General features: G+C 73.0%; 26 protein-coding genes and 3 tRNA genes. 12 read left to right on the top strand and 17 right to left on the bottom strand.

The features are described from left to right. Positions 1–55 precede the first annotated feature (55 nt). The 3 genes from purM (at position 56) to amcA (ending at position 2,643) form a co-directional block, all read left to right on the top strand. Entirely contained in the window at positions 56–1,210 is a 1,155-nt protein-coding gene (gene purM, locus GA0070603_RS18820) for a phosphoribosylformylglycinamidine cyclo-ligase (protein ID WP_091315768.1), read from the top strand. A gap of 124 nt (positions 1,211–1,334) precedes the next feature. After that, the gene (gene amcB / locus GA0070603_RS18815; protein WP_208863048.1) at positions 1,335–2,438 is read left to right on the top strand and encodes a cyclophane-forming radical SAM peptide maturase AmcB; all 1,104 of its coding nucleotides are present in this window, start codon (positions 1,335–1,337) and stop codon (positions 2,436–2,438) included. Further along, the gene (gene amcA / locus GA0070603_RS31275) at positions 2,407–2,643 is read left to right on the top strand and encodes a multiple cyclophane-containing RiPP AmcA (RefSeq protein WP_139131895.1); all 237 of its coding nucleotides are present in this window, start codon (positions 2,407–2,409) and stop codon (positions 2,641–2,643) included. Before amcB ends, amcA begins: the two co-directional genes overlap by 32 nt. Before the next feature lie 143 nt (positions 2,644–2,786). Here amcA and GA0070603_RS18810 read toward each other — a convergent pair whose 3' ends face one another. Both GA0070603_RS18810 and GA0070603_RS18805 read right to left on the bottom strand, forming a co-directional pair. Beyond that, positions 2,787–3,005 carry a DUF3073 domain-containing protein gene (locus tag GA0070603_RS18810; RefSeq protein WP_091315761.1) on the bottom strand — a complete coding sequence of 73 codons (219 nt, stop codon included), beginning with the start codon at positions 3,003–3,005 and terminating at the stop codon, positions 2,787–2,789. Between the two features lie 301 nt (positions 3,006–3,306). Further along, on the bottom strand, positions 3,307–4,389 hold the full coding sequence (locus tag GA0070603_RS18805) for a Glu/Leu/Phe/Val family dehydrogenase (RefSeq protein WP_091315757.1): 1,083 nt from the start codon (positions 4,387–4,389) through the stop codon (positions 3,307–3,309). Positions 4,390–4,564: 175 nt separating this feature from the next. Here GA0070603_RS18805 and GA0070603_RS18800 point away from each other — a divergent pair, with 175 nt between their 5' ends. Then, positions 4,565–5,404, top strand: a complete 840-nt coding sequence (locus GA0070603_RS18800; protein WP_091315754.1) for a DUF8083 family protein — start codon at positions 4,565–4,567, stop codon at positions 5,402–5,404. A 258-nt stretch (positions 5,405–5,662) separates the two neighbouring features. Next, a complete protein-coding gene (locus tag GA0070603_RS18795; protein ID WP_007073996.1) occupies positions 5,663–5,872 on the top strand; it encodes a BldC family transcriptional regulator in 210 nt (69 codons plus the stop codon). A 93-nt stretch (positions 5,873–5,965) separates the two neighbouring features. Here GA0070603_RS18795 and GA0070603_RS18790 read toward each other — a convergent pair whose 3' ends face one another. Beyond that, positions 5,966–6,343: a PPOX class F420-dependent oxidoreductase gene (locus GA0070603_RS18790; RefSeq protein ID WP_091315749.1), complete on the bottom strand. Its 378-nt coding sequence runs from the start codon at positions 6,341–6,343 to the stop codon at positions 5,966–5,968. 113 nt (positions 6,344–6,456) lie between these two features. On the opposite strand from GA0070603_RS18790, the gene GA0070603_RS18785 reads away from it, so the two are divergent. Beyond that, positions 6,457–7,233 (top strand): class I SAM-dependent methyltransferase, encoded by a 777-nt coding sequence (locus tag GA0070603_RS18785; protein ID WP_091315746.1) that lies wholly within the window; start codon positions 6,457–6,459, stop codon positions 7,231–7,233. A gap of 46 nt (positions 7,234–7,279) precedes the next feature. Here the strand turns inward: GA0070603_RS18785 and GA0070603_RS18780 are convergent, their stop codons facing one another. Continuing rightward, entirely contained in the window at positions 7,280–7,567 is a 288-nt protein-coding gene (locus GA0070603_RS18780; RefSeq protein WP_091315743.1) for a hypothetical protein, read from the bottom strand. Positions 7,568–7,734: 167 nt separating this feature from the next. On the opposite strand from GA0070603_RS18780, the gene GA0070603_RS18775 reads away from it, so the two are divergent. Further along, positions 7,735–8,592: a 3-hydroxyacyl-CoA dehydrogenase family protein gene (locus GA0070603_RS18775; RefSeq protein WP_091315740.1), complete on the top strand. Its 858-nt coding sequence runs from the start codon at positions 7,735–7,737 to the stop codon at positions 8,590–8,592. Then, the gene (locus GA0070603_RS18770; protein WP_091315736.1) at positions 8,589–9,332 is read left to right on the top strand and encodes an enoyl-CoA hydratase/isomerase family protein; all 744 of its coding nucleotides are present in this window, start codon (positions 8,589–8,591) and stop codon (positions 9,330–9,332) included. The genes GA0070603_RS18775 and GA0070603_RS18770 overlap by 4 nt, the downstream gene beginning before the upstream one ends. Before the next feature lie 56 nt (positions 9,333–9,388). Here GA0070603_RS18770 and GA0070603_RS18765 read toward each other — a convergent pair whose 3' ends face one another. Then, on the bottom strand, positions 9,389–10,738 hold the full coding sequence (locus GA0070603_RS18765) for an ABC transporter substrate-binding protein (protein WP_091315733.1): 1,350 nt from the start codon (positions 10,736–10,738) through the stop codon (positions 9,389–9,391). Positions 10,739–10,904: 166 nt separating this feature from the next. On the opposite strand from GA0070603_RS18765, the gene GA0070603_RS18760 reads away from it, so the two are divergent. Both GA0070603_RS18760 and GA0070603_RS18755 read left to right on the top strand, forming a co-directional pair. Further along, positions 10,905–11,294: a hypothetical protein gene (locus tag GA0070603_RS18760; RefSeq protein WP_091315731.1), complete on the top strand. Its 390-nt coding sequence runs from the start codon at positions 10,905–10,907 to the stop codon at positions 11,292–11,294. A gap of 29 nt (positions 11,295–11,323) precedes the next feature. After that, the gene (locus GA0070603_RS18755) at positions 11,324–12,031 is read left to right on the top strand and encodes a DUF2786 domain-containing protein (RefSeq protein WP_091315728.1); all 708 of its coding nucleotides are present in this window, start codon (positions 11,324–11,326) and stop codon (positions 12,029–12,031) included. 60 nt (positions 12,032–12,091) lie between these two features. On the opposite strand, the gene GA0070603_RS18750 is transcribed toward GA0070603_RS18755, so the two are convergent. Next, on the bottom strand, positions 12,092–12,607 hold the full coding sequence (locus GA0070603_RS18750) for an SRPBCC family protein (RefSeq protein ID WP_167544562.1): 516 nt from the start codon (positions 12,605–12,607) through the stop codon (positions 12,092–12,094). Between the two features lie 196 nt (positions 12,608–12,803). Between GA0070603_RS18750 and GA0070603_RS32085 the strand changes: the two genes are divergently transcribed. Next, on the top strand, positions 12,804–13,787 hold the full coding sequence (locus GA0070603_RS32085; protein ID WP_244282556.1) for a hypothetical protein: 984 nt from the start codon (positions 12,804–12,806) through the stop codon (positions 13,785–13,787). A gap of 113 nt (positions 13,788–13,900) precedes the next feature. Here the strand turns inward: GA0070603_RS32085 and GA0070603_RS18740 are convergent, their stop codons facing one another. Next, positions 13,901–15,079 (bottom strand): low temperature requirement protein A, encoded by a 1,179-nt coding sequence (locus tag GA0070603_RS18740; protein WP_167544561.1) that lies wholly within the window; start codon positions 15,077–15,079, stop codon positions 13,901–13,903. A gap of 244 nt (positions 15,080–15,323) precedes the next feature. On the opposite strand from GA0070603_RS18740, the gene GA0070603_RS18735 reads away from it, so the two are divergent. Further along, positions 15,324–15,737: a VOC family protein gene (locus GA0070603_RS18735; RefSeq protein WP_091315721.1), complete on the top strand. Its 414-nt coding sequence runs from the start codon at positions 15,324–15,326 to the stop codon at positions 15,735–15,737. A gap of 30 nt (positions 15,738–15,767) precedes the next feature. Here GA0070603_RS18735 and GA0070603_RS18730 read toward each other — a convergent pair whose 3' ends face one another. The 10 genes from GA0070603_RS18730 to GA0070603_RS18685 all read right to left on the bottom strand — a co-directional run bounded on the left by GA0070603_RS18730 (position 15,768) and on the right by GA0070603_RS18685 (position 22,061). Then, positions 15,768–15,977 (bottom strand): hypothetical protein, encoded by a 210-nt coding sequence (locus GA0070603_RS18730; protein WP_091315718.1) that lies wholly within the window; start codon positions 15,975–15,977, stop codon positions 15,768–15,770. 120 nt (positions 15,978–16,097) lie between these two features. Continuing rightward, positions 16,098–16,436 (bottom strand): Imm10 family immunity protein, encoded by a 339-nt coding sequence (locus GA0070603_RS31270; RefSeq protein WP_167544560.1) that lies wholly within the window; start codon positions 16,434–16,436, stop codon positions 16,098–16,100. Positions 16,437–16,499: 63 nt separating this feature from the next. Then, a tRNA-Phe gene (locus GA0070603_RS18720) sits at positions 16,500–16,573 on the bottom strand. A 75-nt stretch (positions 16,574–16,648) separates the two neighbouring features. Further along, positions 16,649–16,722: transfer RNA gene (locus GA0070603_RS18715), tRNA-Asp, on the bottom strand. 33 nt (positions 16,723–16,755) lie between these two features. Beyond that, positions 16,756–16,828: transfer RNA gene (locus GA0070603_RS18710), tRNA-Glu, on the bottom strand. A gap of 155 nt (positions 16,829–16,983) precedes the next feature. Beyond that, positions 16,984–17,778, bottom strand: coding sequence for a polysaccharide deacetylase family protein (locus GA0070603_RS18705; protein ID WP_091315712.1), 795 nt, complete (start codon positions 17,776–17,778; stop codon positions 16,984–16,986). Between the two features lie 75 nt (positions 17,779–17,853). Next, complete coding sequence (locus GA0070603_RS18700) at positions 17,854–18,801, bottom strand: MerR family transcriptional regulator (RefSeq protein WP_091315709.1); 948 nt, start codon at positions 18,799–18,801, stop codon at positions 17,854–17,856. Beyond that, on the bottom strand, positions 18,791–19,396 hold the full coding sequence (gene idi / locus GA0070603_RS18695) for an isopentenyl-diphosphate Delta-isomerase (RefSeq protein WP_091315708.1): 606 nt from the start codon (positions 19,394–19,396) through the stop codon (positions 18,791–18,793). Before idi ends, GA0070603_RS18700 begins: the two co-directional genes overlap by 11 nt. Further along, positions 19,393–20,874 (bottom strand): phytoene desaturase family protein, encoded by a 1,482-nt coding sequence (gene crtI, locus GA0070603_RS18690; protein WP_208862911.1) that lies wholly within the window; start codon positions 20,872–20,874, stop codon positions 19,393–19,395. The genes idi and crtI overlap by 4 nt, the downstream gene beginning before the upstream one ends. A 29-nt stretch (positions 20,875–20,903) precedes the next feature. Continuing rightward, positions 20,904–22,061, bottom strand: a complete 1,158-nt coding sequence (locus GA0070603_RS18685) for a polyprenyl synthetase family protein (RefSeq protein ID WP_091315701.1) — start codon at positions 22,059–22,061, stop codon at positions 20,904–20,906. Between the last annotated feature and the right edge of the window lie 37 nt (positions 22,062–22,098).

The raw sequence follows: 22,098 nt of genomic DNA, 5'->3' as shown, positions 1-22,098 counted from the left end.
ACCACCGACGCGGGCGGCCCACCGGCCGGTCCGCGGGAACCAAAAGGGGAGAACCGTGACCCACGTGTCCGAGCGCAGCGGCGCAGGATCCAGCCCGACGGGCGCCGGCGGCGACCGCCAGCCCTGGTCGGCGGGGACCGGCCGTACGCAGCGCAAACGCTCGGTCTCGTACGCCGATGCCGGGGTGTCGATCGAGGCGGGCGACCGCGCGGTCGAGCTGCTGAAGTCCAAGGTCCGGCAGACCCGGCGCCCGGAGGTCATGGGTGACCTGGGCGGCTTCGCCGGCCTGTTCCGGCTGGACACGAAGAAGTACAAGAACCCGATCCTGGCCTCCTCCACCGACGGTGTGGGCACCAAGCTGGTGATCGCCCAGCAGCTCGACATCCACGACACGGTCGGCATCGACCTGGTCGCCATGGTGGTCGACGACCTGGTGGCGTGCGGCGCGGAGCCGCTCTTCCTGCTCGACTACATCGCCACCGGCGAGGTCGTCCCGGACAAGGTCGCCGAGATCGGTGCCGGCATCGCCGACGGCTGCCGGTACGCCGGCTGCGCCCTGCTCGGTGGCGAGACCGCCGAGCACCCGGGCGTGCTGCGCCCCGACGAGTACGACATCTCGGCGACCGGCGTGGGCGTGGTGGAGGAGAGCGACATCCTCAGCCCGGAGCGGGTCGAGGTGGGCGACGTGGTGATCGCCATGCGCTCCTCGGGCCTGCACTCCAACGGCTACTCGCTGGTCCGGCACGTGCTGCTGGGCGCCGGCCGGATGCGGCTGGACGTGGTGATCGAGGACTTCGGCCGGCAGCGCACCCTCGGCGAGGAGCTGCTGACCCCCACCAAGATCTACGCGCAGGACTGCCTCAAGCTGATCGCCGAGGCCGAGGTGCGGGTGCTGGCCCACGTCACCGGCGGCGGCATCCCGGGCAACCTGGTCCGGGTCCTGCCCGAGCACGTCGACGCGGTGGTCAACCGCTCCACCTGGAAGCCGCAGCCGATCTTCGACCTGATCCAGTCCAAGGGCCGGATCGAGGACCCGGAGATGGAGGCGACGTTCAACATGGGCGTCGGCATGTTCGCCATCGTCTCGGCCGAGGACGCGGACCGCGCGCTGGCCACCCTGACCGGCCGCGGCGTCGACGCCTGGCAGGCCGGCGAGATCATCGAGGGCACCGGCAACGTGCAGATGATCGGCCAGCACACCCGCGGGTGATCACTCTCCGGTGATCATCCGGGCACCTGATCGGGGGTTCACCCGAGTGGTCACCGCCGCCTAGCCTGAAGGGCGGTTCAGGCTAGGCGGGGGAGGGTTGATGGCTGCGCGTACGCACACCGGGATGCGGGGCATCTCCGCCGTCCCCTCGTACGTGGTGATGCAGCCGACTACGCTCTGCAACCTCGACTGCGTCTACTGCTACCTGCCGCTGCGGGCCGTCGACCGGCGGATGCCGCTCACGGTCGCCGAGGCGGTGGCGGCCTCGGTGAACCCCTGGGCGGCCTCCGAGCGCTTCTCGGTGGTCTGGCACGGCGGCGAGCCGCTCGCGGCCGGCCGGGAGCACCTGGCGGCCCTGCTGGCCCCGTTCGGCCCGGCGGTGGAGCACCACGTCCAGACCAACGCCACGCTCATCGACGACGCCTGGTGCGCGTTCTTCGCCGAGCACGGGATCCGGGTCAGCGTGAGCGTGGACGGCCCCCGGGCCCGCAACGGCGAGCGGGTCACCCGGGGCGGCCGGCCGGCGTACGACCGGATCCTGGCCGGGGTGGCGGCGCTGCGCCGGCACGGGCTGCCCTTCTCGGCGCTGGCCGTGGTCTCCCGGCCGGAGCCGGGGCTGGCCACCGAGCTCTACGACTACTTCCTCGACCTCGGCTGCGACGTGCTGGGGATCAACATCGAGGAGACCGAGGGCGTGAACACCCGCACGAACGCCCGGGACGCGGCCGCGGTGACCGGGTTCTGGGCCGAGTTGGTCGCCGCCTGGCGCCGGGATCCCCGGATCCACCTGCGCGAGATCGAGTGGTCCCTGCGGTACGCGGGCGCCGTCCTGGCCGGCACGGCCGACGACCTGCTGCCCCGCCGGCTCGACCCGATCCCCACGGTGAGCCACGACGGCTCGGTGGTCGTGCTCTCGCCGGAGCTGGCCGGCTTCACCGACCCGCGCTACGGCGACTTCAGCAGCGGTAACGTGCTGACCACCCCGCTGGCCGAGATCCTGGCCGGCGCGGGGCGGACGCCCTGGGTGGGCGAGTTCCTCACCGGCGTGGAGGCGTGCCGGTCCTCCTGCCCCTACTTCGGCTTCTGCGGCGGCGGCCACGCGGCCAACCGCTACTTCGAGCTGGGGCGTTTTGACGGTACGGAGACCGAGCACTGCCGCAACAGCAAGATCCGCCTACTGGAGGGAGTGTTGGAGCATGCCCGAGACCACGAGTCACCGGCAGCCTGAGCGCGTCGGGGGAGCCGCCCCTGATCCCGTAGTGGACCGGGTGCGGGAGGCCGCCGCCGGGTTGACCGCGCTTCTCCACGAGGCCGAGGCCGCGCGCCTGCTGCGGGCGGAGGTGTCGGGCGGCGACGGTGCCAGCGCGGTGTGCGCCTGGAACCACTTCGAGAACATCCCGACGTTCTACAACTGGAACAACCGGCCCCGCTGAGGGTGCGCGTCCACGATCAGGGACCTGCCGGTCGGCCGGAGTGGCTCCGGCACGGCGAGGTCCCTGATCGTCGGTGCGCCGCTTTGGATGGGCACATGCGTGAGCACGCGGGGAGTCACCGCGTGCTCAGATGCGACCGGAGGTCAGCGGGTCGGACGGACCCAGGTGTCCGGGTCGTCGTCCGCGTGATCCTCATCATCGTCGTCGACATACTCTTTGTAGTCGTCGTCGAAGTGCTGCTCAGACTTCCCACCAGCACCCGCCAACTCGCGCTGCAAGGCGGTGAGGTCGGTGTTCGGGGAGTGGTACTTCAACTCCCGCGCCACCTTCGTCTGCTTGGCCTTAGCACGGCCGCGCCCCATGGCTCGACCCCCTCGCACAGAATGCGGGGCAGCCCGAAGGCGGGCCCCGATGACGTCAGGCATCTCTCGTGGCTCTTACGGTACATGGGGATGCCACCGTTCGGCACCTCGGGTTACCGTCAACCGGCCCTGCGCGTCGCAGTGATCCGGCCGTCACAAAGTGTACCCGGTAAGGAGTGAGCGCCGGGGCCGGCCATGACAGCGGTCAAACCGGCACGAAACATCCCAATCGCAGCTTAACGCCGGTGTGCGGGTCGGCGCGCCCCGGGGGCGGGCGAGTGCCCGCCCCCGAGGGTGACGTTCAGCGCAGGTGGATGGTGCGCAGCCGGCCGACCTCGGCCATCCGCCGCTCGGCGAGCCGGTCCGCGGCCACCGCCGGCGGGACGCCCTCGTCGTCGGCGAGTCGCAGGATCTCCCGGGTGGTGTCGAAGATCCGGGTGGCCCGCAGCTTCGCGCGCTCGAAGTTGAAGCCCTCGATCTCGTCGGCCACCTGGATCACGCCGCCGGCGTTCACCACGTAGTCGGGGGCGTAGAGGATGCCCCGGTCGGCGAGGACCTTCTCGATGCCCGCGTGGGCGAGCTGGTTGTTGGCCGCCCCGGCGACCACCTTCGCGCGCAGCACCGGCACCGTGTCGTCGTTCAGGGCGCCGCCCAGCGCGCACGGGGCGTACACGTCGATGTCGGACGCGACCAGCGCCGCGGTGTCGTCGACCAGGGTGACCTGCGGGTGGGTGGTGCGCACCCACTCCAGGGCCTTCGGGTTGACGTCGGTCGCCACGACCTCCGCCCCGTCCTCCAGCAGGTGGCCGGTGAGGTACTTGCCGACCTTGCCCAGGCCGGCCACGCCGACCCGCTTACCGGCCAGGCTCGGGGTGCCCCAGACGTGCTCGGCGGCGGCGCGCATGCCCTGGAAGACGCCCCAGGCGGTGAGGACGGACGAGTCGCCGGCGCCGCCGTGCTCCACGCTGCGGCCGGTGACGTAGCTCGTCTCCCGGGCGATCACGTCCATGTCGGCGACGTAGGTGCCGACGTCGCAGGCGGTGTAGTAGCGCCCGGCCAGGGACTCCACGAAACGGCCGTAGGCGCGCAGCAGCGCCTCGCTCTTGATCTGCTCCGGGTCACCCCAGATGACCGCCTTGCCGCCACCGAGGTCGAGGCCGGCCAGCGCGTTCTTGTACGCCATGCCCCGGGAGAGGTCGAGCACGTCGGCGAGGGCGTCGGACTCGCTGGCGTACGGGTAGAACCGGGTGCCGCCGAGGGCGGGGCCCAGCGCGGTGGAGTAGATCCCGATGATCGCCTTCAGGCCGGACTGCTTGTCCTGGCAGAACACGACCTGTTCGTGACCGGTGGATCCCGGGTCGTCGGTGCTGGCGAATACGCCCATGGCTGACTCCTGTGTCGGTGTGCGTCCTTGTGGGGCGCGGAACCTGTTGGCACGCCGGCGGGATGGTGCCGGTGCTACTGAGCCTAATATCGGCCGCAGCCGTACTGTCGCGCACGTCACGACGCCTCGTGACGGCGGCGGCGGACAAGTCCCGTCTCGTGGGAGGATCGTCGCCGTGCCGTCGCTCTTCGCCTCATACCTGCGCGTGTACGAGCCGCTGACCGCCTTCGATCGCGACCGGCAGTCGTACTGGCGCCGCTACGTCGACGAGGGCCGGGCGGTCGCTCCGCTGGAGGGGCCGGGCCGGCAGCGGACGGCGGTGATCGAGGCGCTGGGCGCGGGCTGGACCCGGCTGCCCGACCTGCCCGAGGAGGCGTACGTCCTGGAGGCCGACGACACCCTGCTGGTCTGCCCCTGGAACCTGCGGATCCGGGTCGCCGAGGCGGCGCTGAGCGCCCGCGACGGGGTGCCCTCGGTGCTGGCCGACGCGTTCGTCCCGCCGGTCCTCGCCGGCCAGGCCAAGGCCGTGGTGGAGGACTGGCGCAGCGGGGCGCGGGTGCTGGAGCACGGGGTGCCCCGGGTCCACGAGCAGATCGCCACCTGGGGCGTGCCGCTGCGCTGGTTCGTGCTCTTCGACGCGCAGGAGCGGCACCTGGTCACCGAGCCGGAGCGGCGGGCGCTGCGCTACCGGACGGAGATCTCCAAGGCGCGCCGCCGGTCGTCCCGCGCCCTGTCCGTGCTGCGCAAGTCGGTCGGCGAGGCGCCGATCACCGAGGCGGTCGAGGAGGCCGCCCGCTGGCTGGAGGAGTTCCACCCCCGCTCGGTCGTGGAGCTGGACTACGGCGGCCTGGTGCAGCTGCTGCCCGACGAGACGCTCGCCACCGACGACTCGACCGAGCTGGTCGCGACCGGGCTGGCCGGGCTCTCGCGCGGCGAGGCGGAGGAGGCCTCGGCGGCGTACGACAAGCTGGTCGCCCGCTGGCGTGCCGTGCAGCTGCTGGAGCGCTGCAACTAGGCCGCCGGGTTTGCCCGGGTTGAGCCCTCTCGATGCGAGACTGTCTCGTAGTCGACGCTTCACGACCCGTGATCATGAGTCCGAATAAGGTAGATTCTGCGGCATAAAAGTCGTAAAAATCGGGCATGGTTCATCCGTCCGTCTAGGGACCTTCAGCCGTTCGGCCCATGTCGGACATCGGGGACTAGCCGGACCATGGGAGACGCGTCGGCCGGCGGGACCCCGGCCGATGTCTATACATGTGGAGGAGTGACCCCGATGGCATCGCGAACGCACGAACCAGAGCCGCTACTCACACCGGCCGAGGTGGCGTCGATGTTCCGTGTCGACCCGAAGACGGTGACCCGGTGGGCCAAGGCTGGCAAGCTCAGCGCCATCCGGACCCTGGGCGGCCACCGCCGCTACCGCGAGTCGGAGGTTCGCGCCCTGCTGCAGGGGCAGATTCCCCAGCAGCGTCAGGGGGACTGACCGCCGGACGTTTCTCAGGCGTTCGATCAGGGGCGGTGGGACGTCGCGACAGCGACGATCCGCCGCCCTGAATCGTGTCCGGGGCCGGTTCGCTCAGTCGAGCACGATGCGCAGGCCCACCGTGCCGCCCTCGCCCCGGCGCAGCCGGCTGCCCAGCAGGCTCAGCCGGCCGATCAGCCGGTACTTCTGCTTGAGCAGGCCCCGGATCCGCCGGGTCGACTCGGGGCCGCTGATCGTCGCGTGCCCCGGCACCGCCTCGCCGTGCGGCCGGCCGCGCACGTCGCACGGGGCCACCGTTACCCGGCCGTCGCGCCGGATCCGCTTCACCTTGCCGGAGTCCGACACCGTCCACACCGCCAGCGCCTCACCGTCGCGCACCGCCCAGACCGGAGTCGGCACCGCCCGCCCGTCCTTGCGGAACGTGGTGAGCAGGACGTACTTCTCCGCCGCCAGGCGGTCCAGGTCTGTCACGCCGCTCAGGATACGGCGGCGACAGGCCGGGTGAGCCCGGATAGCGTGATCGCCGTGAGCGCGAGGAGTGAGCCGGGTCTGCGAGCCCCGCAGTCGCGAACAGAGACAGCACTGTGACCGGGGAACCCACGATCGGCGACGTGTTCGGTGAGATGATCCGCGACGCGTACGCGGTCACCACCGGGATCGGGCCCCGGCCGCTGGTCGGTGGGCGGCTGCCCCGGCCGGTCATCGAGATCATCGAGCGCGACGACGGGCTGGTCAACGGCGCCCCCGCCGAGCACTACCTGGACCCGCCGCAGCGGTGGCAGCCGTACGACCACCGGGCCGTGGACCGGGTGCGCGGGCAGGTGCTGGACATCGGCGTCGGGGCCGGCCGGATCGCGCTGGACCTCCAGGATCGGGGCGTGCCGGTCACCGGCCTGGACACGTCGGTCGGCGCGCTGCGGGTCAGCCGGCACCGGGGCGTACGAGACCTGGTGCTCGGCACCGTCGACGAGCACGTCGCCGACGGCCGGCGCTACGACACGTTCCTGCTGCTCGGCAACAACCTGGGGCTGTTCGAGGGCCGGGAGCGGGCCCCCGCCCTGCTGGCCGCGCTCGCCGCGCTGGCCCGCCCCGGCGCGCAGGTCATCGCCCACGGCACCGACCCGTACGGCACCACCGATCCGGTGCACACCGGCTACCACGAGCTGAACCGTCGGCGGGGGCGGCTGGGCGGCCAGCTCCGGCTGCGGCTGCGTTACCGGCTGCTCGGCACCGAGTGGTTCGACTATCTGGTGTGCTCGGTCGAGGAGTTCGCCGAACTGGTCCACGGCTCGCCGTGGCGACTGGTCGACGTGGACGACCAGGACCACCCGTACTACCTGGCCACGCTGAGACTGGCCTGAGCCGGCGGGCGACCGGACACGTCCGGGGCGCCCGCCGGCGTACGCGTCAGACCCGCACGGTGGGCGTGGTCTGCTCGGGCGGGAGCCCGCCGTCGCCGTCGACCACCTCGTCCGGGGTGCCGTCCTCGTCGATGTCGACCATGGTGATGTCCACCTTGCCGTCGCCGTCGGTGTCGAACTGGAACAGGTCGGCCTTCCCGTCGCCGTCGGTGTCCACCACCCAGACGTCGGTCTTCCCGTCGTTGTTGGTGTCCGCGCGGAGCAGGTCCACCCGCTCGTCGCCGCGGGTCTCCACGGTCTCGGTGCCCTCCGCGCTGTCCGGTGCCTGGCTCATCTCGATCCTTCCCTCGGCGTTGACGGCCGTCTGTACCCGATCCGGCGCGCCCCCACGCATGCTCCGCGGGCCGGCCCTGCATAGGGTCGCACCCAGGAGCGAGCGAGCGGACTCGTGCGGCGCGGCGGAGACCCCGCCCGTCACCGGTCCGCGCCGAAGGGACATCGATGAGTGGTCGTTTTGTGGTCGTCGGGGCCGGCACCATGGGCCTCGGCATCGCGTACGTGGCGGCCGGCGCCGGGTACGCGGTCGAGCTGGTCGAGGTGGACCCGGCGCGCGGCGCCGGCGCCCTGCGGCGGCTCGGCGAGCTGTGGGAGCGCGGCGTGCAGCGCGGCAAGCTGACGGCCGAGGCGGCGACGGCGAACCGCGAGCGGGTCACCCTGCGGGCCGGGCTCGCCGAGGTGGCCGAGGGCCCGGACGTGATCGTGGAGGCGGTTCCCGAGCGGCTCGACCTGAAGCGGGCCGTGCTGCGGGACGCCGAGGGCCGCCGGCCCGCCCTGCTCGGCAGCAACACGTCCAGCATCCCCATCGCCGAGCTGGCCGAAGGGCTGGAGCGGCCGGCCGACTTCCTCGGCCTGCACTTCTTCAACCCGGTCTGGGCCATGGCCCTGCTCGAGGTCGTGGTCGGCCCGGCCACCGCGCCGGAGACCACCGAGGCGGCCGTCGCGCTCGCCGGCCGGCTGGGCAAGGACCCCGTCGTCGTACGCGACATGCCCGGCTTCGCCACCTCGCGGCTCGGCGTGACCCTCGGCCTGGAGGCGATCCGGATGGTCGCCGACGGGGTGGCCAGCCCCGCCGACATCGACAAGGCGATGGTGCTGGGCTACCGGCACCCGGTCGGCCCGTTGGAGCTGACCGACCTGGTCGGGCTGGACGTCCGGCTCGACATCGCGCGCACCCTCCAGGCCGCGTACGGGGACCGCTTCGCGCCGCCGCCGCTGCTTGTGGAGATGGTGGCCGCCGGCCGGCTGGGCAAGAAGTCCGGGCAGGGCTTCTACAACTGGGAAGGCGGGGTCAAGCAGTGAGCGGGCTGCGGATCGAGGAGCTGCCGGACCGGCTGGTGGTCACCCTGGACCGGCCGGAGAAGCGCAACGCGATCGACGCGGAGCTGATCGCCGAGCTGCACGGCGTCTGCGCCGAGCTGGAGGCCCGGCCCCGGCTGCTGCTGCTCACCGGCGGGACGGAGGGCATCTTCGCCGGTGGCGCGGACATCGCCCAGCTCCGCGAGCGCGGTCGGCTGGACGCGCTGGCCGCCATCAACCAGGCCGCCTTCGCCCGGATCCGGGCGCTGCCGATGCCCACCGTGGCCGCCGTCGACGGCCCGGCGCTGGGCGGCGGCGCCGAGCTGGCGTACGCCTGCGATCTGCGGGTGTGCACGGCGCGGGCGGTGTTCGGCCAGCCTGAGGTGCGGCTGGGCATCCTGGCCGGCGCCGGCGCGACCTACCGGCTGCCCGCGCTGGTCGGGGAGGCCCGGGCCAAGGAGCTGCTGTTCACCGGCCGGCGGGTCGACGCCGACGAGGCGCTGCGGATCGGGCTGGTCAACCGGGTCGTGGCCGAGCCGGCGGAGCTGCTGCCCACCGCGCACGGCCTGCTCGACGAGATGGCCAAGGGTTCGGCGCTGGCCCTGCGGCTCACCAAGCTCGCGGTGGACGCCCCCGCGGCCGCGCACCCGCAGCTCGACCTGCTCAGCCAGGCGGTGCTCTTCGAGGACGAGGAGAAGCACCGGCGGATGACCGAGTTCCTGGAGCGGCGCCGCTCCCGCTGACCGGCGGACACGACGAGGGCCGCACCGGTTCGTCCGGTGCGGCCCTCGTCGTCGTCTCAGTTCCGGATCTGCACCCCGGCGTCGGCCAGGTCGGTGATCACCTTCGCCGACTCGCCGAAGCCGATGAGCAGCACGGCGTCCGCCCCGTAGTCCTTGATCTCCTTGGCCCCTGCGGTGAAGTCCACCGGCGGCGGGGACGCGCCCTCCGGGGGCACGTACGAGAGCAGCTTGACCTTGTCGGCGCCCATTCCGGCCTTCTCCAGCTCGGCGCGGACGTTCTCCTGGAGGCCCTCACCGTAGGAGTCCTTGCGGGCGACAATCGCGATCTTGTGCGGTCCGTCGCGCAGTATCACGTCGGCCAGCGCCCGACCCTGGAGGCTGTCCGGCGGCGCGGTGCGGAAGTAGAGGCCCTTGTCCTCCACGGTGCTCAGCCCGGCGTCGGTGTTCGACGGGGAGAAGAGGATCCGCCCGGCGGCCACCACGTCGGGCAGCACGGCCCGGGAGATGCCGGACGCGCCCGCACCGATGATGACGTGCACGCCCTGCTGGACGTGCGCGGCCACCGTCGCCTTGGCCACCTTCGGGTCGGTGCCGTCGTCGCCCTCGATCCAGGTCACCGGGTCGCCGAGCGCGCCGCCCGCCGCGTTGATCTCGCGGATCGCGAGCACCGCGCCGGCCGCCATGGGCGGGTACGCGAGCGCCAGGTCACCGGTCTTCGGCAGCAGGCCGCCGAGCACCAGCGGGGAGCCGTCCTCCTTGTAGGACTTGGCCGGACGCGACTTACGGCCCCGCGGCGGCGTCTTGGTGCTGGCCGACGAATCGTTCCCGGCGCCGACGAACTCGGTCTTGCCGTCGTCGATCTGCCGGTCGTCGAAGTGCAGGGTGGCGTAGCTGGCGGTGGCCGGCTCACCGACGTCGGTGAACCCGGCCCGGTTGAGCGACACCCCGCGGTACTCGATGTCCTCGCCGGCGCGGGCCAGCTGGAGGCAGGTAGCCACCTCTTCGCAGCGCTGGCCGCCGGTGGTCACACCGACGATCTGCTTGGCGATCTCGGTCGGCTCGGTGGTGCCGGCGAGCTGGGCGGCCAACGCGCTTATCACGATCGCGTCGTAGGTCTCCGCCGCGTAGAGGTAGTCCTGGAGCTTCGGGTCTACGGTGCGTAGCTGATCCTTGAAGCTCTCGGGCAGCGGCGTGAGCGGGGTGGTGCCCTTCATGCCGTTGATGAGGTCCGCGCGGTCCTTCAGCCCGTCAGCGTACGAGTTGAGCATGTTGCCGTCGGTGCCGTAGAGGCGCACCTGGGTGTTGGCCGCATCTTCGGGCTTGTCGCTCCCGCAGGCGCTGGTGGCGAGCAGGAGCGCCGCGCAGGCCGTGGACAGGGCCGCACGCGACGCGCGAGTTCTGAGCATTGTCGTCCTTCCTCCGGCGAGGGTCCGCTGCGCACACTAGCGTGCCGGCGCGGCGCGCGGGACCGTGGAGGTCCGTCCGTCGGCACCCCGACTGCTGGTATCACTCTGCGTGATGGCGGCGCTGTTCCGGGGTCACCGCTTGACCCTCGGAACTACTGTTCGGCAGGTGAGCGACGAGGCACAGCAGACGCTGGACGATGCGACCGCCGTGCTCCGCTCGGCGCTGGCCGGTGACGGGGCCGGCGTGGTGGACACCTTCGACGCCGTGGTGGACCGCTCCGGGCTCGCCGGGGCGTACGGGGTGGCCTGGTGCCTGGCCGCCACGATGGTCGGCGACGACGCCCCCGGGGGCGGCGCCGTGCTCGACTTTCCCGGCATCGACCAGGCCGACTACGACACCCGCTGGGTGGCACGCTTCGTCAGCGCGTACGCCAATGACGACGCCGACACCGGCGAGGCGCTGTTCGGGGCCGCGGCCGCCGACGGGCTGCTGCCCGACTGCCTGCTCACCCTCGCCGGCTCGACGGTCGCCACGTTGCGCAGCCGGGCGGGCTGACCCTCCCCGCTCTGTGATAGCTCTGGTGCATGTCCGAGGCGATGCTGAGCAAGGTCCGCAAGCTGCTCGCCCAGGCCGAGGACCCGGCCTGCACGCCCGCCGAGTCGGCCGCCTTCATGGCCAAGGCAACCGAGTTGATCGCCCGCTACGGCGTCGACCGGGCGCTGCTCGCCGCCCGCGAGCCGGCCACCGATCCGGTCGGTGACCGGGTCGTCGAGGTGGTCGCCCCGTACGCCCGGGACAAGGTTGGCCTGCTCGCGGCGGTCGCCGAACCGCTGCGCTGCCGCTGCGTACGCCGCCGGCAGGGCAGCGGCTTCGACCTCCACCTGTTCGGCTTCGCCAGCGACCTGGAACGGGTCGAACTGCTCTTCACCTCGCTGCTGGTGCAGGCCGCGCACGGGCTGGCCGGCACCGCCGTACCCGCCGGCGAGCATCCGGCCGCGTTCCGGCGTACGTGGCTGGCCGGTTTCGCGCACGTGGTCGCCGAGCGGCTGCGCACTGCCGAGGCCGGCGCGGTGGCCGAATCCGGGGCACCCTCGGTGGCGCTGGTGCTCGCCGACCGCTCCGACCGGGTCCAGCGGCGGCTCGCCGAGGTGTACCCGCGGCTGCGTACCGCCCCGCGCCGCCGGCTCGCGGGCAGCGGCTTCGGTCCGGGCGCGGCCGCGGGCCGCCGGGCCGACCTCGGTGGCACCGGGGTGACCGGCGCCGGTACGCCGGCGAGGGGCATCGGTGGCTGAAATCCACCGTGGTCGATCGGTGGTGCGGGCCACCGGGCATCGGTGAGTGATCCGCCGCGGTCAGTCGGTGGCGCGGGCGACGGTCGCCAGGTAGCGGCAGAGCAGTTCGTGCCAACCGGCGGTGAGCGCCTTGCGGTAGCCCTCGGCGGCCTCACCGTGCCGGTCGAAGTAGCGGTGCTCGACGTCCACCCGGGTCAGCTCCGGCCCCTCGGGCTGGAAGAGGACCTCGACCTCGCTGGCCCGCGCCGGGTCCGGCACCGGCACCCGGTCCGGCCCGATCTGCCAGGTGAAGACGAGCCGCCGGGGCGGATCCCAGGTCAGCACCCGGCCCCAGTCACCGCGGAAGCCGTACGGCCCGATCTCGTAGAGCATGCCGCCGGCCCGCGGTTCCATGCCCAGTTCGGCAAGCGCCTCCGGCCCGGACCAGGTGTATTCGCGCACCCACCAGTCGGCCAGCGACCCGGTGAACACGGCGTACGCCCGCTCGGCGGAGGCGGGGGCGAAGAGTGTGCTGCGGAGGGAGAAACGGTCGAATTCCTGGCGGACCTCATCCGGATCGGCCATCCCCTGTCCCATAGGCCCGGACCATACCGGCTCATGCCTCGCTGTGCAGCTTTCATCTTCGCCCGCTTCCGGACAGCGGGAGAACGTTTTCCGGACAGTGCCCGGGCCGCGCGTTGCCGGCCACGGACCGCCAGGGATGGTGGGCCGGAAACCGGGTAACCGCGCCTGATCCGGCCCAGGCGACGGGGGCCAGCGGGGAGCGGGGAGCATGAGCGAGAGCGGAGCGACCGGGCGGGAGCCGGACCCGACGAGCGGGCGGCCCGCCCACCGGGGCGCCGGCGAGTCGGAGCCGGACGTCCTGCTCGACATCCCGGAGGTGACGGTCGACCAGATCCGGCTGTCCGTCGAAGGGCTCGACGCCGACCTGTCGCTGCGCGCCCGCCTGGCCAACCTGCTCCAGCTCGACGCGGGGGTCCGGGTGCACCTGGAGGGCGTGGAACTGGACGTCACGGGGGTCAGCGCCGAGGCGCTGCTCAAGGTACGCCTGGAGAAGCTGGTGCAGATCCTGGACCGCGCGCTGAGCACCATCGACCGGAACCCGCACCTCATCGACGCGTTGGCCCGGTCGGTCGGCGGCAGCATCGACGACGTGAACCGGGCGGCGCAGCAACTCGCCAGCGCGCCCGTCGTGAACGAGAGCGGGCAGCGGGTCGGGACGGTGGGCGCGGTCGCCGACCGGGCCCTGCGCGAGGGCGTCGGCCAACCCGCACCGCCCTCCCCGGCGCGACCGGCCGGGGCGCGTTCTCCCGAGCCGCCCACCGGCGCGATGACGGGGCCGTCGACGAGCCCCGAGGGGCGCCCGCCGTCCAGCGAAAAGGGCGCCGGCCAGGCACCCGCCGGCCCCGGCAACGCGCCCGGTCCCGGGAAAGCCGCGGAGGCCGGGAGGCCGGGCGGTCCGGGGCAGGCCCCGGAGGCCGGGAGGCCGGGCGGTCCGGGGCAGGCCCCGGAGGCCGGGAGGCCGGGCGGTCCAGGGCAGACCCCCGAGTCGGGGAAGCCGGCCGGCTCGGGGAAGACCCCGGAGTCGGGGAAGCCGGCCGCCGCCGGGAAGCCGGAGGAAGCGGAGAAGGCGGCGGGTGGCCCGCCCGGTCCGGCGCAGCTCGCCGGGCAGGCCGGGGAGACGCTGTTGCAGGCCGGCCGGAGCGTCTGGGAGGCGATCCAGAGCGGCATGGGCCAGCACCGCCCGAAGCGGTAGCCCGCGAGGCCAGCTCATCCGAGCGGTGCGTCCGTGAACCTGTTGCGACCAGCCGCCGGTACCCCTGACCCTGACGGCCTCAGCTGCCGGCCCGGCCTTTCGTGGCTCGCGGGTCAGTGCGCCGGGGAGGGGGGCTCCTGGGGGCGGCCGGCGGCGTGGCGGGCGTCGGCCAGGGCCACGCCGAGCAGGACGAGCGCGGCCACGACCCCTGCGGCCAGCGGCGGGGCGAGGTGCAGGGGCACGGCGGCAACCGCAAGCGCGGCGATGGCGACGACCCGGCGGAGCGACAGCCGGTCGAACACGACGCGTTCCAGACGGATGCGGCCGTAGAGGAACAACGCCGGACCACCGAGGCTCGCCAGGAGCCACGCCGGCTCCGGTGCGCCGTCCGGATGCTTCAGCACGATCTCGAAACCGACGGCGGTGGCCACGATCCCGAGCACCATGACGACGTGGGCGGTGCCGATGGCGAGGCCGGCCGCGTCCCGGTCTCCCGCCGCGGCGACGGTCTCGGCGAGCACCTGGCCGGAGCGGTAGAAGTAGATCCGCCACATCAGCACCGTCGCCAGGAACGCCACCACCAGCCCGGCGGCGGTCGCCACGGTGACCTTCTGGTTGGTCAGCGTGGTGCCGACGGCGAGCACGTTCTCCCCGAGGGCGATCATCAGGAACTGCTGGTAGCGCTCGGGCAGGTGGTGGCGGCTGTCGGTGGCCCAGGCGCTGACCGGCGAACGGGCCATCCCCGGCACCGCCCAGCGCAGCTGGGCACCCAGGTAGTCGATGACCACGGCGGTCGCCCACAGGGCGGCCCGGGAGCCGCCACTGCCGGCCGCGCCGGCGAACCAGAACACCGCCGAGAGCGCGCACCACAGCAGCGACCGGAGGTAGAGCTGCCGCAGTGGGTGCCCGCGCAGCGCCGGCATGAGGATGAGCGGCCGGCCGCACAGCAGGAGCACGTACGGCAGCACGAAAGCCCAGCCGCGGCCCACGAACGCGTACGGCAGGGACGTCGACATGATCAGCAGCCCGAACGCGCTGGCCAGGACTATCCACTGGATCTTGCGACGGCGGGGGTCGAACCAGCTGGTGATGTGCGCGGTCGTGATCCACAGCCAGATCAGCGGCAGTGACAGCACCGGCAGGAAGGCCATCGCCCGCCACCGGACGACCACGTCCTCGCTGACGATGTCCCGTGCGACCCGGGTGACCACGCCGGCCAGGGCGAACACCAGCACCAGGTCGACGAACAGTTCCAGGAAGTTTGCCTGCCGCACGTCCTCGCGACGCTGCAACAGGTCCTGACTCCGTTCACCGCCTTCCGGACGTCCCATACCGCTCATACTCGCCCGCCCGCCCCCGGCAGACCCGGGGTTGGGCGTGGTGCACACGGAGGGGCGGCAGGCACGTCACCTGGGCGGCGAGCGGCGACCAACCGGTCAGGAATCGAGAAGCACCGGGGACGGGGCCGTTCGTAGCGTGGTCCGCGTGCACCGCATTCCTCGTGCACCTCATTCCTCAGGCACAAGGAGACATGACATGAAGGCGAACGTCAGCTCGATCCTGCTCGGCGTCCGGGACCTGGCCCGGTCCAAGCAGTTCTACACGGAGGGGCTCGGCTGGAAGATCAAGGACGACTACGGCATCTCGGTGTTCTTCGAGTCCGACGGAGGCTCCCTCGTCGGCTTCTACGGTCGCGAGGGCCTGGCCGGCCAGGTGGGCGCCGACCCGGAAGGCAGCGGCTTCAGCGGGCTGGTCCTCACCTACGTCGTCCGCAGTGAGGCGCGGGTCGACGAGATCATCGCGGAGGCCGAGAAGGCCGGGGCCACGATCCTCAAGCCCGCCGGCGCCCTGCCGTGGGGCGGGTACGGCGGCTCCTTCGCGGACCCGGACGGCTACATCTGGAGCCTCGGCTACAGCGACCAGGGCACGGACCAGCCCTACGCCGAGTAGCCCGGGGTTAAGGGCCGGCGTGACGCTCGTTCACGTGCTGTGGGGCATCTGGTGACCCGCTGCCTGGCCCTGTACGAAGTGGCGCTCGGCCTCGTGCCGGGCCTGGTCGGCACCGGCGTCGCGGACCGCTGCCCGGTCCTCGCACGACGACGACCTGTTCCGGTCCCGCCGGCTCACGAAGGCGACCACCGCGACCAGCAACGCCACGAACACCGCGAGAGACACCAGCACCGTCGTCATACCGCCGACGGTAGGACAGGCACGCACGGACAGCCGCCGACGCGACGCCAGCCCGGTCGGATCTTGGAGACTTTCCGTTGGCTGGGAACGGAAAGTCTCCAAGATTCGCACGCCGACCCGCTAGTGGAGCAGGAGCGTGGGTCGAGCGTTCCTGCGGCCGGAGGTGAGGACCCGGGTCAGTCCACGCTTGAGCATGGAAATCTGATCAGCGCTCAGTTGCAGGTCGAAGGTGGCATCCGTGGGGAGCGCGAGCTCCTGTGCCGCCTCGCTCGTGAGGGTGAGCCTCAGCCGCGTACCGGTCACCTCGCATTCGAGGACCCCGCCGTAGTGCGTGGCCTGCCCCGGATCGACCACCAGGCAGTAGGTGTCCCAGCCCAGGCCGACTTCCTGCGGGTCTTCCGCGGCATCCTCGTCTCCGGTCGGCCGTCCTGCCGCTGATCTTGCGAGGTGACGGCGCAAACAGCAAGATCCCCACCGACGTTGCCGTTGGTGGGGATCTCTGTAGCCCGGCGAAAGGCTATGTGGCCAGGGGCGGGGTCGAACCGCCGACCTTCCGATTTTCAGTCGGACGCTCGTACCAACTGAGCTACCTGGCCGTGCCGCTCGGCTCATGCTACCGCACGGGCCGATACGCAGAACGCCGCGCATGAAGGGCGCGGCGTCAGCGCTTGCGGTCCTGACGGGACTTGAACCCGCGACCTCCGCCTTGACAGGGCGGCGAGCACTCCAACTGCTCCACAGGACCTGGCTGGTGTTGCATCCGGCGTGAGCCGGACCGTGCCCCCAACGGGATTCGAACCCGTGCTACCGCCTTGAAAGGGCGGCGTCCTGGGCCGCTAGACGATGAGGGCGGCCCCGCCATCATTGCACACTCGCAACTTCAAGCGGACTTGCTCCCATCCGGCCCCGCCGGAGGCATGAGAAGCATATGCCATGCCTCCTGGGTCGGCCAAACCGGTATGGCCACCCGCACACCGCCGGGTAAAACCGCAGGTCAGGCGCGGTGTCACCGGAGCCGGGAGATCCCGTACCGCCGCTTGAGGTCGGGAATCAGGCGCCGGCAGGCGGCCATCGTCTGGGTCCGGTCGCCGCCCGCGTCGTGCATCAGCACGATCGAGCCGTGGTGGGTCGCCGCCGTCACCCGTTTGATGATCGTTCCCGCCGGCGGGTGGTCCCAGTCCTGCGGGTCGACGCTCCAGTGCAGGGGGCGCATGCCGAGCTGGCGGGCCACTGTCAGCTCCTCGGCCGTCCACCGGCCGCCGGGCTGGCGGAACCAGGTGATCGGCGCGTGCGGCGCGGCCGCCCGGATGGCCTGGTTGGTGCGGACCAGGTCGGCCCGGATCTCGGCGAGTGGCCGCCGGCCGAGGTTCATGTCGTGCCGCCAGCTGTGGTTGCAGAGCTGGTGACCCTCGCGGACGATCCGCGCCACCAGTTGCGGGTAGCGCCGGGCCTGCTTGCCGACCAGGCAGAAGGTCGCCGTGACGTGGGCCGCCCGGAGCTGGTCGAGGATCTGCGGGGTGTACCGGGGGTCCGGCCCGTCGTCGAAGGTCAGCGCGACGCCCCGGTCGCCGCTGCTGCGGTGCAGCCCGGCGGGCAGGGTCTTCGGCAGCGGGCGCAGCTTCGGCTTCGGCGGGGTGGTGCGGCTCGGGCTGGGCCGCGGGGTCGGCGTCTTCGGCGGCGTCGGGACCGCCGAGGCGGTCGGCGGGGCGCCGGCCTGGGTCGGGGTCTTGCCGGGCTCGCCGCAGCCGGCCAGGAGGAGCATCAGGCCGAGGGCGAACGCCAGCACGGTGCGTGGACGCATCGTCGCTCCCGAGAGGGGGTCGGGTCGGGGGACTTTCCGACCGTAGTGGACGCCGCGCCGAATGGGGAGGGCCCCTCAGCCTGTCGTCGACTGGCCCAGGGAGTCCCGTACCGCCACGGCCAGCGACAGCGCCTCCGCGAGGTCCACCGGCCGGACCACCCCGGCTGGGAGGGTGTCGGACCGCCAGCCGGGCCCGGCGGCGAGCACCAGCAGCGGCCGGCGCGGGGCGGCGAGCACCGCGGTGAGCTGGTCCGGGTCGGCCGTGGCCCGGGTGTGCGACCAGAGCACCACGGCCGCCGGGCCCGTCCGGCTGACGGCCTCGAGCAGGGCGGCCACCGGCACCCGCGCGCCCAGCATCCGGTAGCCCACCCCGGCCTCGGCCAGGGCGGCGGCCAGCGCCTCCAGGGGCAGCGTGTGCTGCTCCTCGTCGGCGCAGGAGAGCAGGATCCGAGCCGGGCCGGCGATGGCGTGCGAGCGGGCCATGGCCGCGAACGCCTCGGAGACGCACCGGGAGACCAGGTGCTCCACCTCGACGAGCCCGCCGGTGGTGGCGTGCCGTTCGCCGATGCCGGCGAGCACCGGCCGGAGCAGCCCGTCCCAGGTCCGTACCACGCCGTCGGTGGCGAGGGCGTGCGCGACGGTCTCGCCGATCGCCACCGAGTCCAGCCGCATGGCGGCGCGGGCCATGCCACGGGCCACCGGTCCGGCCCGGCCGACCGGGATGGTCGTCCCGCCGCCGTCCCGGACCGCCGGGTCCCGTCGCTTCGGCCCGAGCTGCTCGGCGGGCAGGACGGCCGGCGCCTGCCGGGCCCAGCGGGCGGCCTCGGCGGGAGCGACCCCCTCCGCGGTGAGCCGCCGCATGATCTCCAGGCGCGCGAGGTCGGCAGGTGTGTAGCGCCGGTGGTGTCCCGGCACGTGCTCGCCGGGGCCGAGGCCGTAGCGCTGGTGCCAGGTGCGCAGCGTGGTGACCGCGACCCCTAGCCGGCGCGCGACGGCCCCCGCGCTCAGCGCCTCATCCGCCACCCGACCGCTCCGGTACCTCGTCGGCCGGCGCGCCCGCCCGGGCCGCGTCGACGGCGGGACGGGCCGGCCGCAGCAGCCGGTTCACCACCCCGCCGAGCCAGGGCGCGTACGCGCGGGGGTCGGCGTCCAGCTCCTGCTCCAGCTCGTGCGGGTCGACCCAGCGCAGGGTGGCCACCTCGTCCGGGTCGGGCCGGACGGGCAGGTCGGCCGGCACGTCGGCGCGCAGCACGTGGTCGTACTCGAATTCGACCCGGCCGGTGTCCGGGTCCTCGGCGTAGTAGACGTAGACCCCGACCTCGGTGAGGTCGACAGGCTCGACGCCGAGTTCCTCGGCGAGCCGGCGGTTGGCGGCCTCGACCAGCGACTGCCCGGGCAGGGGGTGGCCGCAGCAGGCGTTGGCCCAGCGCAGCGGGAACCGGGTCTTCACGGCGGCTCGCTGCTGGAGCAGGATCCGCCCCCGCGGGTCGACCAGCAGCACCGAGAACGCCCGGTGCAGCCGGCCGGGCGGCTGGTGGGCGGTGGCCACGGTGGTCTCGCCGAGCACGTGCCCGCCGTCGTCGACCAGCTCGACCAGATGCTTCTCCCGGGCCGTCATGACATGGTCCCGGTGATCCGCGAGGCGGCGAGCTTGCCGCTGATCAGGACCATCGGCACGCCCACCCCGGGTTGGGTGCCGGAGCCGACGAAGACCACGTTGCCGAGCGTCCCGTGCAGGTTCGAGGGGCGGAACGGGCCGGTCTGGAAGAGGCTGTGCGCGGCGGCGAACGGGGTGCCGGCGGCCATGCCCTGCGCCTCCCAGTCGGCCGGTGTCACCGCGCGCAGCACCTCGATGCCGTCGCCGAAGCCGACGTAGCCGCGCTCCTCCAGGGTCGCCACGAGCTGGTCGGCGTAGCGGTGGGTCAGGTCACCGGGCCAGTCGAAGGGCGCCCGGTGGAGGTTGGGCACCGGGGCGAGCACGTAGTAGGTGTGCCGCCCGGCCGGCGCCACCGACGGGTCGGTGCGGCTCGGGTTCGTCACCAGCAGCGACGGGTCGGTCATCAGCTCACCGCGGCGGATCACCTCGTCGAACGTGCCCTTCCAGGCCCGTCCGAAGTGGATGTTGTGGTGAGCGATCCTGCGGTAGCCCTGCGTCGAACCGACGTGCAGCACCACGCAGGAGGGCGAGTAGGTGAGCCGGCGCTGCCGGCTCTCCGGCAGCAGGTCGCGGTAGGCGACCGGCAGGTCGGGGTTGAGCACCACGACGTCCGCCGGGACGAACTCGCCGTCGGCGGTGACCACGCCGGTGGCCCGGCCGTGCGCGGTCTCGACCCGGGTCACCGTGGTGCCGTACCGGATCTGCACGCCGTGCTTCTCCGCCGCGCCGGCCATGCCGCGGGAGACCGCGTGGATGCCGCCGCGCGGAAAGCACACCCCGGCCACCGAGTCGAGGTACGCGATGACCGCGTAGATGGCCAGCGCGTCGTGCGGTGCGAGGCCGGCGTACATGGCCTGGAAGGAGAAGATCCGCTGGGTACGCGGGTCGCGGAAGAACTGGTTGATCTTCGTCTGGAGCCGCCGGAAGGCGCCGTTGGCGAGCAACCGGAGCAGGTTGCCGGTGAGCAGGTCGGTGGGAGCGTCCAGGTTGCGCTCGATGAAGTCCGCCCGCTCCCAGCGCCACAGGTCCCGCGCGTAGTCGACGAAGCGCAGGTAGCCGTCCGCCTCGCGGGGCCCGCAGACCCGGGCGATCTCGGCGGCCATCCGGGTGGTGTCGGTGATGACGTCGAGCGTCGACCCGTCCGGGTAGTAGGCCCGGTAGGCCGGGTCGAGCGGGGTCAGGTCGAGCCAGTCGTCCAGGTCCTCGCCCACCGCGCCGAGCGCCTCGGCGATCAGGTCGGGCATGGTGAGCACTGTCGGGCCGGTGTCGAACTCGTATCCGTCGACGCCGAGCCGGCCGGCGCGCCCGCCCGGCACCGGCTCGCGTTCCAGCACGGTCACCTGCCGGCCGCTGCCGGCCAGGTGCAGCGCGCAGGCCAGCCCGCCCAGCCCGGCGCCGACGACCACCACCCGGTCGGTACGCCCGCTCACGGTGCGCATCCCAGCCCCCTTGTTCGCGAAGTTGCCCATCATGCCCGCCGCGTGGTGGCGGCCGTGGCGAGGCCCGTCAGCGCGGTCCGCGCGGTGCCGTCGATCGGCGCGGTGTCCAGCGCGGCCTGCGCCTCGGTCACCCGGTCGGCGATCATCCGCTCGACCCGGGCCACCGCACCGGTCTCCCGGACCACGTCGGCCAGGCGCGCCACCTCGTGCGCCTCGGTGACCGTGCCGGCCCGTTCCAGGGCGCGGCGCTGGGCCGGGTCGGCCAGCTGCCGGGCCAGGGTCAGCAGCACGGTGGGCTTGCCGGTCCGCAGGTCGTCACCGGCCGGCTTGCCGGTGGTCGCCGGGTCGCCGTAGACACCGAGCAGGTCGTCCCGCAGCTGGAACGCCTCGCCGACGGCCAGCCCGTAACGGGTATAGGCGGCGATCAGCGGGGCGTCCGCCTCGGCGCCGGCCAGGGCGGCGCCGAAGAGCAGCGGCCGCTGGACGGTGTAGCCGGCGGTCTTGTAGCGGGCCACCCGCAGCGCGCGGTCCACCGACCAGTGCGCGGCGTCGTGCTCGCCGAGCACGTCGAGGAACTGGCCGGCGACGGTCTCCACCCGCATCTGGTCGTAGCAGCGGCGCACGTCGAGCATCCGGCCCGGCGGCACGGTCGCGTGCGCCATCAGCCGGTCGGCCCAGACCAGGCAGAGGTCGCCGATGAGCACGGCGACCGCCTCGCCGTACCGTTCCGGGTCGCCGGTGTGCCCGGCCGCCCGGTGCCGTGCGGCGGCGGCGCGGTGCGCTGTCGGCCGGCCGCGCCGGGTGTCGGAGGCGTCCATCACGTCGTCGTGCACCAACGCGAACGTGTGCAGCAGTTCCAGCGCGGCGAGCGCCGGCAGCACCGAGGGCAGCGGCGCGTCGCCGCCGGTCAGCCCGCGCCAGCCCCAGTACGCGAAGGTCGGCCGGACCCGCTTGCCGCCGGCCAGCACACAGTCGCGGGCCGTCGCGGCGAACCCGCCCATCGCCGCGTCGATCTCGGCCAGCGAGTCGACCTCGGTGGCCAGGAACGCCGCGAGGGTCTCGTCGACGCCGTTCACCAGGTCGTTCGTGAAGGCGGCCAGCACACCGCGGACCGGATCGTCCGGCGTTCCGGGCTGAGCCGGCGCGACCACCCGGAGCGAACTGTCCGCAACTGCGTCGTTGGCCATGCGGGCGAGCGTACCCTAGAGTTGCGAGTTGCGTCGA

This window comes from Micromonospora chersina (assembly GCF_900091475.1).
Classification (GTDB): Bacteria; Actinomycetota; Actinomycetes; order Mycobacteriales; family Micromonosporaceae; genus Micromonospora; species Micromonospora chersina.
The sequence above is the reverse complement of the archived record's forward strand: the minus strand, read 5'-3'. Positions and strand labels throughout refer to the sequence as shown.